The sequence below is a fragment of the Mesorhizobium sp. WSM4807 genome, from assembly GCF_055811615.1.
In genome coordinates this window covers 72,290-86,533 of record NZ_JBVVQY010000010.1, presented here as the reverse complement: position 1 = coordinate 86,533, position 14,244 = coordinate 72,290, and the positions used below count along the sequence as shown (strand labels likewise).

The 14,244-nt window shown below is 64.5% G+C and carries 14 protein-coding genes and 1 pseudogene; 7 read left to right on the top strand and 8 right to left on the bottom strand.

Annotation, left to right across the window (positions count from 1 at the left end):
• The first annotated feature begins 145 nt into the window (after positions 1 to 145).
• The 7 genes and pseudogenes from AC0L3N_RS15405 (at position 146) to AC0L3N_RS15375 (ending at position 4,335) form a co-directional block, all read left to right on the top strand.
• Positions 146 to 592: a cupin domain-containing protein gene (locus AC0L3N_RS15405; RefSeq protein ID WP_473548402.1), complete on the top strand. Its 447-nt coding sequence runs from the start codon at positions 146 to 148 to the stop codon at positions 590 to 592.
• Between the two features lie 204 nt (positions 593 to 796).
• A pseudogene (locus AC0L3N_RS15400) lies at positions 797 to 1,345 on the top strand (RNA polymerase sigma factor); the annotation flags it as partial.
• Positions 1,342 to 1,746 carry a hypothetical protein gene (locus AC0L3N_RS15395; RefSeq protein WP_473548401.1) on the top strand — a complete coding sequence of 135 codons (405 nt, stop codon included), beginning with the start codon at positions 1,342 to 1,344 and terminating at the stop codon, positions 1,744 to 1,746. The pseudogene AC0L3N_RS15400 and the gene AC0L3N_RS15395, both read left to right, overlap by 4 nt.
• The gene (locus tag AC0L3N_RS15390; protein WP_473548400.1) at positions 1,743 to 2,210 is read left to right on the top strand and encodes a periplasmic heavy metal sensor; all 468 of its coding nucleotides are present in this window, start codon (positions 1,743 to 1,745) and stop codon (positions 2,208 to 2,210) included. The genes AC0L3N_RS15395 and AC0L3N_RS15390 overlap by 4 nt, the downstream gene beginning before the upstream one ends.
• 72 nt (positions 2,211 to 2,282) lie before the next feature.
• Complete coding sequence (locus AC0L3N_RS15385) at positions 2,283 to 3,653, top strand: DUF1800 domain-containing protein (RefSeq protein WP_473548398.1); 1,371 nt, start codon at positions 2,283 to 2,285, stop codon at positions 3,651 to 3,653.
• 21 nt (positions 3,654 to 3,674) lie between these two features.
• Positions 3,675 to 3,929 carry a hypothetical protein gene (locus tag AC0L3N_RS15380; RefSeq protein ID WP_473548397.1) on the top strand — a complete coding sequence of 85 codons (255 nt, stop codon included), beginning with the start codon at positions 3,675 to 3,677 and terminating at the stop codon, positions 3,927 to 3,929.
• Complete coding sequence (locus AC0L3N_RS15375) at positions 3,898 to 4,335, top strand: DUF1501 domain-containing protein (RefSeq protein WP_473548396.1); 438 nt, start codon at positions 3,898 to 3,900, stop codon at positions 4,333 to 4,335. The genes AC0L3N_RS15380 and AC0L3N_RS15375 overlap by 32 nt, the downstream gene beginning before the upstream one ends.
• Before the next feature lie 24 nt (positions 4,336 to 4,359).
• Here the strand turns inward: AC0L3N_RS15375 and AC0L3N_RS15370 are convergent, their stop codons facing one another.
• The 8 genes from AC0L3N_RS15370 to ftsZ form a co-directional block, all read right to left on the bottom strand.
• Entirely contained in the window at positions 4,360 to 4,656 is a 297-nt protein-coding gene (locus tag AC0L3N_RS15370) for an AzlD family protein (RefSeq protein ID WP_473548395.1), read from the bottom strand.
• Positions 4,653 to 5,381, bottom strand: a complete 729-nt coding sequence (locus AC0L3N_RS15365; RefSeq protein ID WP_473548394.1) for an AzlC family ABC transporter permease — start codon at positions 5,379 to 5,381, stop codon at positions 4,653 to 4,655. The genes AC0L3N_RS15370 and AC0L3N_RS15365 overlap by 4 nt, the downstream gene beginning before the upstream one ends.
• Positions 5,382 to 5,528: 147 nt before the next feature.
• A complete protein-coding gene (locus AC0L3N_RS15360) occupies positions 5,529 to 6,221 on the bottom strand; it encodes a DUF2461 domain-containing protein (protein ID WP_473548392.1) in 693 nt (230 codons plus the stop codon).
• Complete coding sequence (gene ligA / locus AC0L3N_RS15355; protein WP_473548391.1) at positions 6,218 to 8,368, bottom strand: NAD-dependent DNA ligase LigA; 2,151 nt, start codon at positions 8,366 to 8,368, stop codon at positions 6,218 to 6,220. Before ligA ends, AC0L3N_RS15360 begins: the two co-directional genes overlap by 4 nt.
• Before the next feature lie 210 nt (positions 8,369 to 8,578).
• Positions 8,579 to 10,249: a DNA repair protein RecN gene (recN, locus tag AC0L3N_RS15350; RefSeq protein ID WP_473548389.1), complete on the bottom strand. Its 1,671-nt coding sequence runs from the start codon at positions 10,247 to 10,249 to the stop codon at positions 8,579 to 8,581.
• A gap of 11 nt (positions 10,250 to 10,260) precedes the next feature.
• On the bottom strand, positions 10,261 to 11,130 hold the full coding sequence (locus tag AC0L3N_RS15345) for an outer membrane protein assembly factor BamD (RefSeq protein ID WP_473548388.1): 870 nt from the start codon (positions 11,128 to 11,130) through the stop codon (positions 10,261 to 10,263).
• A gap of 215 nt (positions 11,131 to 11,345) precedes the next feature.
• Positions 11,346 to 12,293 carry a UDP-3-O-acyl-N-acetylglucosamine deacetylase gene (lpxC, locus tag AC0L3N_RS15340; RefSeq protein WP_473548387.1) on the bottom strand — a complete coding sequence of 316 codons (948 nt, stop codon included), beginning with the start codon at positions 12,291 to 12,293 and terminating at the stop codon, positions 11,346 to 11,348.
• A gap of 273 nt (positions 12,294 to 12,566) precedes the next feature.
• Positions 12,567 to 14,225 (bottom strand): cell division protein FtsZ, encoded by a 1,659-nt coding sequence (gene ftsZ, locus AC0L3N_RS15335; protein ID WP_473548385.1) that lies wholly within the window; start codon positions 14,223 to 14,225, stop codon positions 12,567 to 12,569.
• Positions 14,226 to 14,244 lie beyond the last annotated feature (19 nt).

The window sequence follows — 14,244 nt, the reverse complement described above, 5'->3', positions numbered from 1 at the left end:
ATGCTAAGCATCGCGGTGCTGCGACATTCCGCTTATCGGCTTCGGAAGAATTCGAAACTTTTCGCCTCCCCTTTAAGGACTTCGGCCGGACGCGTGTGGTCATTTTGGCCGCTCTTCGGACAAACTAACATAAACGGAGGTCGAAATGACGATGTTGAAGCAACCGTCCGGAACGGACAGTGTGGCGCCCAGCGGCGGAAAGGCTGTAATCGTCGGGGGTGGCGAGGCTTATCGGGCCGAACAGGGCTCGGACTATCTGCCGGGAATAAGTGCTGAGACCGTCGGCGCGAAGGCGCTTTGGCTGGGCGTCGTCACGATGCCTCCGGGGAAACGGACCAAGGCCCACGTCCACGCGCGCCACGAAACAGCATTTTATATGCTGAGCGGAGACGAACTGGAGATGTGGAGCGGGGACGACCTGCAATTTCGGGACGTCGTGCATCCCGGCGACTATCTCTATATTCCCGCCAACGTGCTCCACGTCGCCATGAATAGGGCAAGCAAGCCGGCCATCTTTATCGGCGCCCGCAACGAACCGACCGCTCAGGAAAGCGTCGTCCTGTTCCCGGAGATGGACGGGAGGATACCGTAGAAAGGCGACCTTCCAGGAATGATTGGCGGGGCGCCCTTCAACCGAACATTCCGCCAACCGAGTGCCCGCCAGATCAGGACCATATCTATCGCCCTGGCACGGGTCGCCGACGGATTTCGCATTGAAACCCGTTGAAGACACATGGCGGGTGCAGGATGACGGTCGTGTCGGCACAAGGTCTGGCGTGGTGGAACGAGAAGGCAGAACGTGGGCGAAACCGACGAGCGGCTGCTGGCGCTGATCGCTCAGAACAATGCGGCTGCGGTGGAAGCCATGGTCGAGCGCAAGCTGCCGCGGCTGATCCGTCTCGCCACGCGAATGCTGGGCGACCGCGGCGAGGCCGAGGATGTCGCGCAGGAGACCTTCTTGCGCATCTGGCGGGCGGCTCCGGGCTGGCGCGCCGGCGAGGCGAAGTTCGACACCTGGCTGCATCGCGTCGCACTCAATCTCTGCTACGACCGGCTGCGCAGGCGGGAGACGCCGGTGGCGGAACTTCCCGATCGCCCCGACGAACGCCCAAGCGCAGAAGCGGATATGCTCGCAGCCGACGATCAGCACCAGGTGCGGCGCGCGCTGGCCGAGTTGCCGGAGCGCCAGCGCGAGGCGATCGTGCTGCAGTATTATCAGGAGCTTTCGAACAGCGATGCGGCAGAGGTCATGGGGATCAGCATCGAGGCATTGGAAAGCCTGTTGTCGCGGGCGCGGCGGCAGCTGCGCTCCAGGCTCGGACGAGACAGGGACGAAATGACATGACTCCAGAGAGGTTTTCCGAGCTCGTTGCCGCCTATGGCGGGTCGCCGCAGCGCTGGCCTGAAAACGAGCGCGCGGCGGCGCTGGACTTCATCGCCGCCAATCCGGTGCAAGCCGAAGTCGCACTTGCCCCGGCGGCGGAGCTCGACGATCTGCTGTCGCGCCATCGCGTCGCAGCTCCGGACGGCGCGCTCGCGCGAAGGATCATCGCTACGGCGCCGCATGCGCTGTGGCGCCGCACACGGCTCATCTGGCGGTGTGCCGGATTGGCCGGCATTGGACTGGCGGGCGCGCTGGCCGGTGTGCTGGCAGTCGCCGTGCTGTTGTCACTCAACAGCGCCCCTGACGATGGCGACGCCTATGCGCTGACCGCATTCGGCGACATGCAGGGGGACGTGCAATGAGCGAACGCAGCATCAGGATCCTGCTTGCCGTCTCGCTGGCGCTGAACATCTTCGTGCTCGGCGCCGCCGCCGGCGCTGGCTATATGTGGCGCACGCAGGGGGCGCAGCGCGACGGGGCGGGCGACCAGCGCGGCCTGCGCTTCGCCGCGGCCGGCCTGTCGCCCGAGCAGCGCAAGGCGTTCCGCCAGACACTCGCCGATGCCCGGCGCCAGTCGGCTGCCGACATCGAAGCGGCTCGGGCCGGCCGCGAGCAGGTCGCGCGCCTGATCAAGGCCGAGCCGATCGACGCAGCGGCTGTCAGTGAGACGCTCGCCTCGGTCCGGCAAGCCGATATGGCGCTGCGCGGCCGGCTCGAACAGGCAATCGTGAGCTTCGCGACGACACTGACGCCAGCCGACAGGGCGCGGCTTGTCGACGGCCTGCGCGGCCGCAGCAACATGCTGCGCCGAGCGGACGAAAAATAGAGCTGAAAAGAGGGACGGATTCCGGTCACTGCCGCGTTGAAGCCTCTGAAAGCAATGCTGACGGAGGCACGATTGGCACGTCCGAGCGAGGTCGCGGTTGCGCTCAACCGCTTCGGCCTGGGCGCCCGGCCCGACGACGAGACACCGGCCGACCCGAAATCCTGGTTGATAGCGCAGTTCGAAGACTACGATGCAAACCCAGCCGTCTTTTCCGGCGCGCAGGACTCGGCCACACTCGGTGACGGCTACGCCGAGGCGAAGCTCGAGGCCAAGGACGCCGATGGGGCCGCAAAGATGGCCGCCCGCAAGGCGGCGCGCCAGGAGGCTCAAGCGCTCTATCGCGACGAGGTCGACATGCGAGCACGCGCAGCGCTCGCAACATCGACCCCCTTCGTGGAACGGCTCGTGCATTTCTGGTCGAACCATTTCGCCATCTCGGCGGAGAAACCGCAGGTGACCCTGATCGCCGGCGCCTTCGAGCGCGAGGCGATCCGCCCACATGTGCTCGGCCGCTTCGAGGATATGCTACTCGCCGCGGAGCGCCACCCGGCGATGCTGCTCTATCTCGACCAGGTGCGCTCGATCGGTCCCAACTCGAGATTTGCCAACCGCGCAGCAAAACGCAACGCCAAGCGCAAACCCGGCATCAACGAGAACCTGGCCCGCGAAATCATGGAACTGCACACACTCGGTGCACGCTCCGGCTACAGCCAGGCCGACGTGACCGAATTGGCGCTGGCGCTGACCGGTTTCAGCACCGGACGCGCCAGAGAGCGGGGCCAGGCCGGCGCCTTCACCTTTCGACCTGGGCTGCACGAACCAGGCCAACGCACGATCATGGGCAAGACCTACGACCAGGGCGGCGACAAACAGGCGCTCGCCGTGCTCGGCGACCTCGCGGCGGCCGAGGCGACCGCAATGCATATCGCCGCCAAGCTGGCGCGCCACTTCATCGCCGACGAGCCGCCGGCAGCGGTCGTGACACGGCTCGCCGAAGCCTTTCGCCGGTCGAACGGCGATCTCGTCGCCGTCTACCGCGCGCTCATCGACAGTCCAGAAGCCTGGCAACCGGCGGCCGCGAAGTTCAAGACGCCGTGGGAATGGACGATCTCGGCGCTGCGCGGGCTGGGCCGCGGCGACATCGGCAAGCCGCGTTTGGCGCAACTGCTCAACCAACTCGGCCAACCGGTATGGCGGCCGCGTTCGCCGGCCGGCTATGACGACGTTGCCGGGAGCTGGGCCGCGCCCGACGCACTGGTCCGCCGGGTCGAGGCGGCGCAGCGCCTCGCCGCACAGAGTGGCGACATCGATCCGCGAGATCTCGCGCAAAAACTCTTTGCCGGCTCGCTCAGCGAGCTGACGATGGCCGAGATCGACCGCGCCGAGAGCCGGCGCACCGGCATCGCGCTGCTGCTCGTGTCGCCAGACTTCCAGCGAAGATGACTTTCAGAGGAGATGACCAAGATGAAACGCCGTCAATTCCTCACTCTCGCCGGCGCCGGCCTCGGCTCGATGCTGATCGCGCCGCGCATCGTCTTCGCCAATGTGGAAACCGACCGCCGCTTCGTTTTCATCATCCAGCGCGGCGCCGCGGACGGGCTGAACACGATCATTCCCCAAGGACGCAGCGAGCGTCGGCCGCACCGCCGCGGGCTTCCTCTCCAAGGCCGACGGACCGCGCGTTGCCATGATCGAAACCAGCGGCTGGGACACGCATAGCGGCCAGCAAGCCAGGCTGGCCAACCAGCTCAGAGCGCTCGACGCGCTCATCGATGCGTTGCACGTTGGGCTCGGCGATATCTGGAAGGATACGACCGTGCTGGTCGCCACTGAGTTCGGCCGCACTGCCGCCGTCAACGGCACTGGCGGCACCGACCACGGTACCGCATCGGCCGCGATGATCGCTGGTGGAGCGGTGAATGGCGGGCGGGTGCTGGCCGAATGGCCGGGACTGTCTACCGGTGCGCTCTACCAAGGACGCGACCTCGCACCGACGCTCGACCTCGACGCGCTGATTGCGGTGACGGCCGCCGAAACGTTTGGTCTCGATCCGGAAGAGACGATGCGCACGCTCTTTGCAGGAGGTCGATTTGACCCGGCGATCTCCGACATCATGCGCAAGTAGGACTGGCGTACTCAGCCGGTCTGGTTAACCGACGAACTGGCGGGCGAGGACCAGCACAGCGGCGCCGGCCAAAAACATCGCCATAAGCCCGCTGCGCATCGAGACCAGCCCGGCGACGATCAATGCCGCCCATTCCGCCGGCCCGGCGCCAAGCGCCGCGGGCGCCACCAGCGTCGTCAGCACCGCGGCAGGCACGGCGTTTAGCCCGGCCTCGACGCGCGGATGGATGTTTTCGAAGCGCGAGATCACCAGATGGCCGCCGATGCGGGTCAGATAGGTGGCGATCGCACCGGCGATGATGATCCACAAGGTTGTGCTCATGGCCGCGCCTCCACACCACTGTGGTGCGGCGGCAGGATGACCGCGAGCAGCACGCCGGCTACGGCGCCAATGGAGACGTGCCAGGGCGAGCCTACCGTCTTGTAGGCGATGATGGAGGCAGCAGCACTGGCGACGACCACCGGCAGCCACAGTGGCCGTTTGCGAAAGCTCATGACCAGTCCGAGAAAATAGATCGGCAGCAGGAAATCGATGCCCAGCGCATGCGTATCGGGAATGAGCTTGCCGAACAACGCGCCGAGCGCGCTTTCGGTTACCCAGAACACATAGACCGGCAGGCCAAGCCCCATGTACCAGGAGAAGCCGACCGTCTCGCCGGCCTCCGCCTTACGCTCAGCCACCGCGAACTGCGGATCGGTGAGCAGGAAATAGCCTACCGCTTGCTGGACCAGCGGCCAGTGCGCGATGCGCCGGCCGATACCGGCGGAATAAAGCACATGGCGGAAATTCACGGCGAAGATCGACAGCACGATCAGCCATGGCGCGACATGCTGCCCGAACAATTCGATGCCGACCATCTGGCTGGCGCCGCCGTAAACCATGGCGCTCATCAGGACGGCTTCGAGCACCGAAAAACCATTGTCGACGGCAAGCGCCCCGAACAGCAGCCCGAACGGCGCCGCCGCCACCACGATGGGCATCGAGAGCCGCACGCCTTGCCAGAAATCGCTTTTCGCGCGGTTTTCGGAGATTGCTTCCGCCGACATCAGCCACTCCTTGGGGATCATTCCTAGGGAACGGTCGTATGTAGGGAGCGCCGCTTGCCTTGTCACACCAATTCGCTTGAGCCAATGATCAGCGGAAATGATCGCCGCAGCCGTGTTGCACGTTCAGGCCTGCGCATCGGTCCGGAGCTAGTCTACCGGGATCTTGCCTTCGATCACCCTGCCCCAGTCGAGCAGCGGCCTGGCGCGCAAAGTGAAATCGACGAGCTCGTCGACCAATGCCGGCCCGTGGATTCCCGCCGGGTCGATTTCGTGCCGGACGGCGAAATGCCGGTTGCGGATGGCCGCCGCGAGATCGGCCTCCGTAACATGCTCGAAGCCGCGTGGCGCTCGCTTCATGCAGCCTTCCGCATCGAGTTCGAGACGGTTTTGCTTCAGCGCCTTGATCAGCGCCCGGAATTCACCCGGCCGCGTCGCGATGGCGTTGCGCATCGCCAGCAAAAGCGGCGGTCCGGGCTGCCACCAGGCAACGCCGGCAAAGCAGCGCTCAAGCCCGATATGGACGAAGAACACGCCCTGTTCCATCTTGGTGCCGTCGGGCGAAAGGATTGCCGACAGATGCCGGTTGTAGGGTCGTTTGTCCCTGGCGAAACGCACGTCGCGATTGATCCGGAACAGCGACTTCTTGCGATCGCCGCGCAAACCCAACCCCGCTTCCGCGAAACGCTCGGACAGCGTTTCGACCAGATCGCCGAAGGGGTCGCGCAACTCGCGTTCGAAGAGGTCGCGGTTTTCCAGAAACCACTCCCGGCTCTGATGAAAATCGAGTGCCTTGAGGAAGGGAATAGCCTTTTGGCCGAAACCGTTAAATGCCACCGTCACGCCTTGCCGATCCGCGCCAACCACGCATTTTCGTCGATCACCTCGACGCCGAGTTCGGCAGCGAGCTTGAGCTTGGAACCAGCACCGGGTCCGGCAACGACGAGATCGGTCTTCTTCGATACCGAGCCGGCGACCTTGGCGCCGAGCTTTTCGGCCATCGCCTTGGCCTCGTCGCGCGACATTTTCTCCAGCGCGCCGGTGAAGACCACCGTCTTGCCGGAGACCGGCGACGACACGCCACCGACTGGCTCCTCGTCGAGCACTGTTACTTCCGCCAGCAATGCATCGAGCGCCTGCCGGTTATGGTCTTCGGCGAAGAAATCGACCACCGCTTCGGCAACGATCGAGCCGATGCCGTTGATGCCGTTCAACTCCTGCCAGGCAGCGTTGCCAGGGTCACCCTTGCCGGCCGGCATGACGGCGTTTTGCCCGGCTTCGCGGAAAGCGGCAAAGGAAAGGAAATGGCGGGCCAGCCGCTTGGCGTTGGTCTCGCCGATGTGGCGGATGCCGAGCGCATGGAGGAAGCGCGAGAACTCGACCTGCCGCCGATCGTCGATTGCCGCGAACAGCTTGCGTACCGAGGTCGCGCCGAAACCGTCGACATTCTCGAGCTTGGTCAGCGATTCTGCCTGCCGTGCCTTCAGGGTGAAGATGTCGGCCGGCGAATAGATGCGTAGTGACGGATCCTCGGCATGGAAGAAGAACTCAATCTGCTTCTCACCGAGCCCCTCGATGTCAAAAGCACCTCGAGACACGAAATGGCGCAGACGCTCCACCGCTTGCGCAGGGCAGATCAATCCGCCGGTGCAGCGCCTGACGGCTTCACCCTCCTCGCGCACGGCGTGGCTGCCGCAGGCCGGGCAAAGCACTGGGAAAGCATATGGCATACTGTCGGGCGGCCGCTTTTCCATGACCACGTCGATGACCTGCGGGATGACATCGCCAGCACGCTGGATGCTCACCGTGTCGCCGATGCGAATGTCGCGGCCTTCGCGGATCGGCTGGCCGTTGTTGCCGATGCCCTTGATGTAGTCCTCATTGTGCAGCGTTGCATTGGTCACCACGACGCCTCCGACCGTCACCGGCACCAGCCGCGCCACCGGCGTCAGCGCGCCGGTGCGGCCGACCTGGATGTCGATGCCGGTCAGGATCGTGGTCGCCTTCTCGGCCGGGAATTTGTGCGCGATCGCCCAGCGCGGCGAGCGTGAGACGAAGCCCAGCCGCTGCTGCAGCGCGAGGCTGTTCACCTTGTAGACGACGCCGTCGATGTCGTAGCCGAGCGTCGCCCGGTTGGATTCGATCAGCCGGTATTGTTCGAGCAGCCCCTCGACGCTGTCGAACAGCTTCATCAGCGGATTGACCCTGAAGCCGAAACGCTCGAACGCGGCCACCATGCCCATCTGCGTGTCGGCGGGCATGGCGCTCACCGCGCCCCAGGTATAGGCAAAAAACCGCAGCGGCCGGCCGGCGGTGATAGAAGTATCGAGCTGGCGCAAGGAGCCTGCCGCCGAGTTGCGCGGATTGGCAAAAACCTGCTTTCCGGCCTCGGCATTGCGGCGATTGAGTTCGGCGAAATCAGTGAGGCGCATATAGACCTCGCCCCGCACTTCCAATACTTCGGGAAAGTCCCCCGAAAGCACATTGGGAATCTCGGCGATGGTGCGGGCGTTGGCCGTCACATCCTCGCCGACCTGACCGTTGCCACGCGTTGCCGCCGTCACCAGCCGTCCGGCCTCGTAGCGCAGCGACAGCGACAGGCCGTCGATCTTCGGCTCGGCCGTCATGGCCAGCGGCGCGTCGGCGCCGAGCCTGAGGAAGCGGCGGATGCGGCCGACGAAATCGATCACGTCCGCTTCGGCAAAAGCGTTGTCGAGCGACAGCATCGGAATGGCATGGACGATCTTGCGGAATTTTTCCGAGACCGCCGCGCCGACTTTCCGAGACGGCGAATCCTCGCGCACAAGGGCGGGAAACCGCTGCTCGATGGCGAGGTTGCGCCGACGCAGCGTATCGTAGGCCGCGTCCGAAATCGTCGGTGCGTCCTCGGCGTGGTATCGCTGGTCGTGACCGGCGATTTCCTCGGCCAGCCGCTTCAGTTCGCTGGCTGCTTCGCTTTCGCTGAGCGAATCGACTGGTTTATCGGACATGCACTGCTCCTCGACGCTTGACCCGGAGACCGGAACGATTTTCGGGGTCATGCGCAAAAATCAACTTGCTTCAGCGTCCCGCGTCCGAAAGGACGCGCGGCGCTGTAGTGGTGGCGCGTCACAATAGATCAGGATTTTGGGAAAATCATTCCTGAGCAGCAGGATGGAGCCACATCCTGACTCGATCCACAACGCCAAGGATGAGCTCTGCTATGCTGCGGTGTTTTCGCGAAGCAGCCGCTCCGCAGCCGCACGCGCCTCGTCGGTGATGGTCGCCCCGGCGAGCATCCGCGCGATCTCTTCCTGGCGTGCCGCGCGGTCCATCTCGGCGATCCCGGTGGCAACACGATCGGCGCCGCCGGATTTGGAGATCAGGAAATGCGTCGCCGCGCGTGCCGCCACTTGCGGCGCGTGCGTAACCGAAAGCACCTGCACGCGCTTCGACAGCCGCGCCAGCCTTTGGCCGATGGCGTCCGCCACCGCGCCGCCAACGCCGGTGTCGATTTCATCGAAGACCAAGGTCGGCGCCGAGCCGCGGTCGGCCAGCGCCACCTTCAGCGCCAGCAGGAACCGCGAAAGCTCGCCACCGGAGGCGACCTTCATCATCGGGCCCGGTCTTGTGCCAGGATTGGTGCGCACCCAGAACTCGACCTGGTCGATGCCGTCTTCCATGCGGCTCTCGGCCTCACTTGCCATCTCGACGATGAAGGCGGCCCGTTCGAGCTTCAGTGCCGGCAGTTCGGCCATCACCGCCCTGGTCAATCCGATCGCCGCCGCATGGCGAAGCGACGAAAGCTGTGCCGCGGCAATGTCGTAGGTCTCGCGCGCGGCGGCGGCTTGCTTCTCCAGCCCGTGCAGGCGCTCCTCGCCGGCGTCGAGATCGGCGAGATCGGCCGCCATCGTGTCGCGCAATTGCGCCAGATCGTCGACCGCCACACTGTGCTTGCGTGAGGCGGCGCGCAGCGAAAACAGCCGCTCCTCGGCCTGTTCCAGCCGCCGCGGATCGTATTCGGTGGCGCGAAGTGCCGCTTCCACGCCCGATTGCGCCGCGTCGAGCGATAGCATCGCTTCGTCAAGCGATTTGACCACGTCGTCGAGCAGGCCTGGCGCCTCGGTCACCTTGCGCTGCAGCCGTCGCAACAGGCTGGCGAGTTGCGGCAGGGGCGAGGACGGTCCCGAGAGCACATCCTGCGCGTCATGGATTTCCGAGGCGATCTTTTCCGCCCGCATCATCGAGGCGCGCAATTCGGCAAGGTCGGCTTCCTCGCCGGGCTGGGGGTCGAGCTTCGTCAATTCGGCGACCGCGGCGCGCAGATAGTCGGCCTCGCGGGCCGCCGCCTCCACCTTGGCGCGGTGCCGCGAAAATTCCTGCTCGCAGGCCCGCCAGTACCGCCATGCCTCGCCGGTCGCCCGGACAGCGCCGAGATGACCGCCGAAGCTGTCCAGCAATTCGCGATGGGCGCCGGGGTCGACCAGGGCACGCTCGTCATGCTGGCCGTGGATCTCGACAAGCGCGTGACCGACGTCGCGCATCAGCGTCACGCTGGAAGGCTGGTCGTTGACGAAGACGCGGGTGCGGCCGTCCGCCGTCTGCACGCGCCGCAGGATGATGTCGCCATCGTCCTCGATGGCGTTGTCGGCAAGCAGCATGCGGGCAGGATGGTTGCGCGGCACGTCGAACACGGCGATGACCTGGCCCTGTGCCGCGCCATGCCGCACCAGCGAAGCGTCACCGCGGGCGCCAAGCGCCAGCGACAGCGCGTCGAGCAGGATGGATTTTCCGGCGCCGGTTTCGCCGGTCAGCACCGAAAGACCGGACGAGAAATCGATGTCCAGCTTCTCGATCAGAACGATATCGCGGATCGACAGTCTGGAAAGCATGGTGGCGCCGCTCAGGCGCCGGTGATCAGCTTCCCGGCCTTGGCGATCCACGAGCCGGCATTCTCGCGCGGCTCGAGCCCACCAGTCTGCAGGAGCTTGTAGGAATCCTTGTACCACACGCTGTCGGGATAGTTGGTGCCGAGCACAGCCGCGGCAGTCTGCGCTTCCGATGTCAGCCCCATCGCATAATATGTTTCGGTAAGGCGCGCGAGCGCTTCCTCGACATGACGCGTGTTGGAATAGGTCTCCACCACGAGGCGGAACCGCTTGACGGCGGCGATATATTCACGGCGCTCGAGATAGTAGCGGCCGATCTGCATCTCCTTGCCGGCGAGCTGGTCGTTGGCGAAGCGGATCTTTTCCTTGGCGTCGTCGACATATTCTGAATCGGGCCAGCGCGTCACCAGATCCTGCATCGTCTGCACGGTCTGACGCGCTTCCTTCTGGTCCTGGGTGACGTCCCTGATTTGCCGGTAGTAGCTCAGCCCGATGATGTACTGGGCATAGGCCGCGTCGTCGGTCGACGGATAGAGCGTGAGATAGCGCTTGGCCGAACCGATCGCCTCGGTATAATTGCCCTGGCGATAGTCGGCAAAGGCGCCCATCACCATCGATTTGCGGGCGTATTCCGAATAGGGATGCTGGCGGTCGACCGCACTGAATTTGCGGCTCGCCTCCTGCAGCCGCCCGGCATTCAGATTGGCGAGGCCCTGATTGTAGAGAACGTCGGCCGGCTCGGTCTGCTCGACATAGGTCGACAGGTCGACATCCTTCTCGGACGACATGCAGGCCGACAGGAACAGCGATGGAACAACCACCGAAAGCGCCAGGAAAACAGCCCGATGCGGCGTTTTCGATTGACCAATTCGCTTGAAGAACATGATTGGATTCCGCCCTTTCGGCGTCATTTCAGTCGTCATTTCGCTCTGGGGCAGCAGGCATAACCATAATCGCCGTGCCCGGCAACGCTATCTCCGGCCAATCGCACATTTTTGTGGCGGCCTGGCGCAGCCTGCACACTTGCGTGATTTCGCCGGCCAATGATGCATTCATGCAACACCGGCCGGCAGCCATAAAACCCGAAAAACGTTAAGAATCAGATCATCCAGGGCGCGTAGACAGGCGCATAGACGGCGCTCATCTCGGCGGTACGACCGCGCTCGCGGCGTGTCGTCTCGACGATCTCGAACGCCGAACGGTCCGACAAAAGGCGGCGCAGCGCTGCCGCATTCAGCCTGTGGCCGCCGCGATAGGAACGGAAGCAGCCAATGAACCGGGCGCCGGCCAGCGCCAGGTCGCCCATGGCGTCCATCGTCTTGTGGCGCACGAACTCGTTGGGATAGCGCAAGCCTCCCATATTGATCACGCGGTTGTCGTCGCCGATCACCAGGGAGTTTTCCAGCGAGGAGCCAAGCGCATAGCCGGCTGCCCACAGCCGCTCGACGTCCTTCATGAAACCAAAGGTACGGGCCCGCGCGATATCGCGGCGAAAAATGTCGGCGTTCATGTCGGATGCGAACAGCTGACGGCCGATCGCTGGACTTTCGAAATCGATCTCGATCTCGAAGCGCGTGCCGTCATAGGGCCTGAACTCCGCCCAGGAGGCACCGTTCTCGATACGAACCGGCTTGACCACACGGATATAGCGGCGCTTGACCGGCAGCGTATCGATGCCCGCCTGGTCGATCGCCTCGACGAACGCCATGGCGCTGCCGTCAAGGATCGGAACCTCATGGCCGTCGATCTCGATGACGACATTGTCGATGCCGAGCCCGAAAAGCGTGGCCATCAGGTGTTCGACGGTGGCGATATGCTCGCCTGCCGGATCGCCGAGCATGGTGCAGAGATCGGTGGCGCCGACCTCGGAAACGAGCGCACGGAACTCCCGGTCTTCGGTTCCATTCGAAAGCTGGAACACGACACCCGTATCAGCGTCTGCCGGCAGGAAATGAACGGTAACGGGATTGCCGCTGTGAACGCCGGTGCCGGTCAGCGTCGCACGCGATTTAAGTGTCGTCTGATAGTCGTGCAAAACAAACCCCATAGCCCATACTGCCTACGTCCGCTTCAATAGCCCAAGGGCGCGGCTCTTTGATCGGCAAGCAGGGCCACTTCCCCGAATCCCAGCTAACCGAAATTGATCGGGGCGAAGATAGTGGTCCAGCAGAAAGTCTCCAAATCACGGTTTCTTACTCTCTGTAACCGCAATCCGAAGCGGATACGGTCTCGTAACTCCCTGTTTTACAAGCACTTTTAACATTAACAGGCAAACAATTTCTTGTCTGCCTGTTAACAACTGTTACGGACCGTTAACAGGTCAGTTGGCCTGGCGGCGCAGGAATGCCGGAATCTCCAGCTGATCGTCTTCCTGGACAGCCCTGCTCTGCGGCGTCAGCCGGCCCTGGTCGTCCAACAGGCCGCGGCGTGGCGCGTAAAGCTGCGGATCCTGGCTGGCAAGGCGGCGCACTTCGGGCGCCGCCTGGCGCAGTTTCGGCTCGCGCGGCTGCGCCGGCTGCAGCCGTGCAGGCTCTTCTTCGCGGCGGGTAAGGCCGTTGGTCAGGCGCTTGAGCAGTCCCATCGGGCCGCTGTTCTCATGGTCGGCCGGGCGGCCCTTGGCTTCCACTTCGGCTTTCACCACTGGCGGAAAGTCCTCGACGCGCGGCATGCGCTGGGGCGCTGCCGGCTGAAGCACTTCACGCTGCGGCGCAGGCTGCATCGCTTGCTGAACCATTGGCTGAACCATCGGCTGCGGCTGCGCCGGCGGCGCCTGGAAGATCTTGCTCTGCGGACGGAAATCTTCCGCCTGGGCAGCCGGCGCGGGACGCGCCATCGCCGCGGCATTCGCCTCGGCAAGCTGGATCGCCTCGGCTACAGGATCGGCGGCGCGTGGCTCGTAGCCGCCCTGCTGGACAGGCGCCGGACGGCTTTCCGTGACCGGAACGGCCGGGCGACTGACCGGCTTTGGCGGAGCCGTGCGGATGGCGATCGGCGCGGCGGCGATTTCAGCCGCCGATTTGTCGATGCCGGTGGCAACCACCGAGACGCGAATGACGCCTTCAAGATCCTCGTCGAACGTCGCACCCAGGATGATGTTGGCTTCCTGGTCGACCTCCTCGCGAATGCGGGTCGCCGCCTCGTCGACTTCGAAGAGGGTCAGGTCGCGGCCGCCGGTAATCGAGATCAACAGGCCCTTGGCGCCCTTCATCGAGGTCTCGTCGAGCAGCGGGTTGGCGATCGCGGCTTCGGCGGCGGCCATGGCGCGGCCCTCGCCGGAAGCCTCGCCCGTCCCCATCATCGCCTTGCCCATCTCGCGCATGACCGAGCGGACGTCGGCGAAGTCGAGGTTGATCAACCCTTCCTTGACCATCAGGTCGGTGATGCAGGCGACGCCGGAATAGAGCACCTGGTCGGCCATGGCGAAAGCGTCGGCGAAGGTCGTCTTGTCATTGGCCAGCCGGAACAGGTTCTGGTTGGGGATGACGATGAGGGTGTCGACGCATTTCTGCAATTCCTCGATGCCCAGATCCGCCGTCTTCATGCGGCGCTGGCCTTCGAAATGGAACGGCTTGGTGACGACGCCGACGGTGAGGATCCCCTTTTCGCGGGCTGCACGTGCAACGACCGGCGCGGCCCCCGTGCCGGTGCCGCCGCCCATGCCGGCAGTGACGAAGCACATATGGGTGTTGGAGAGATGATCGACGATCTCGTCGATGCATTCCTCCGCCGCCGCGCGTCCGACTTCCGGCTGCGATCCCGCACCCAGGCCCTCGGTGACATGCGCGCCGAGCTGGATCAGGCGGTCCGCCTTGGACATGGTCAGCGCCTGCGCGTCGGTATTGGCGACCACGAACTCGACGCCGCGCAAGCCGGCGGTGATCATGTTGTTGACGGCATTGCCGCCGCCGCCGCCGACACCGAACACGGTGATACGTGGCTTGAGCTCGGTGATATCCGGCTTCTGCAGATTGATGGTCATTGTCTCCGTCCTTTGCCTT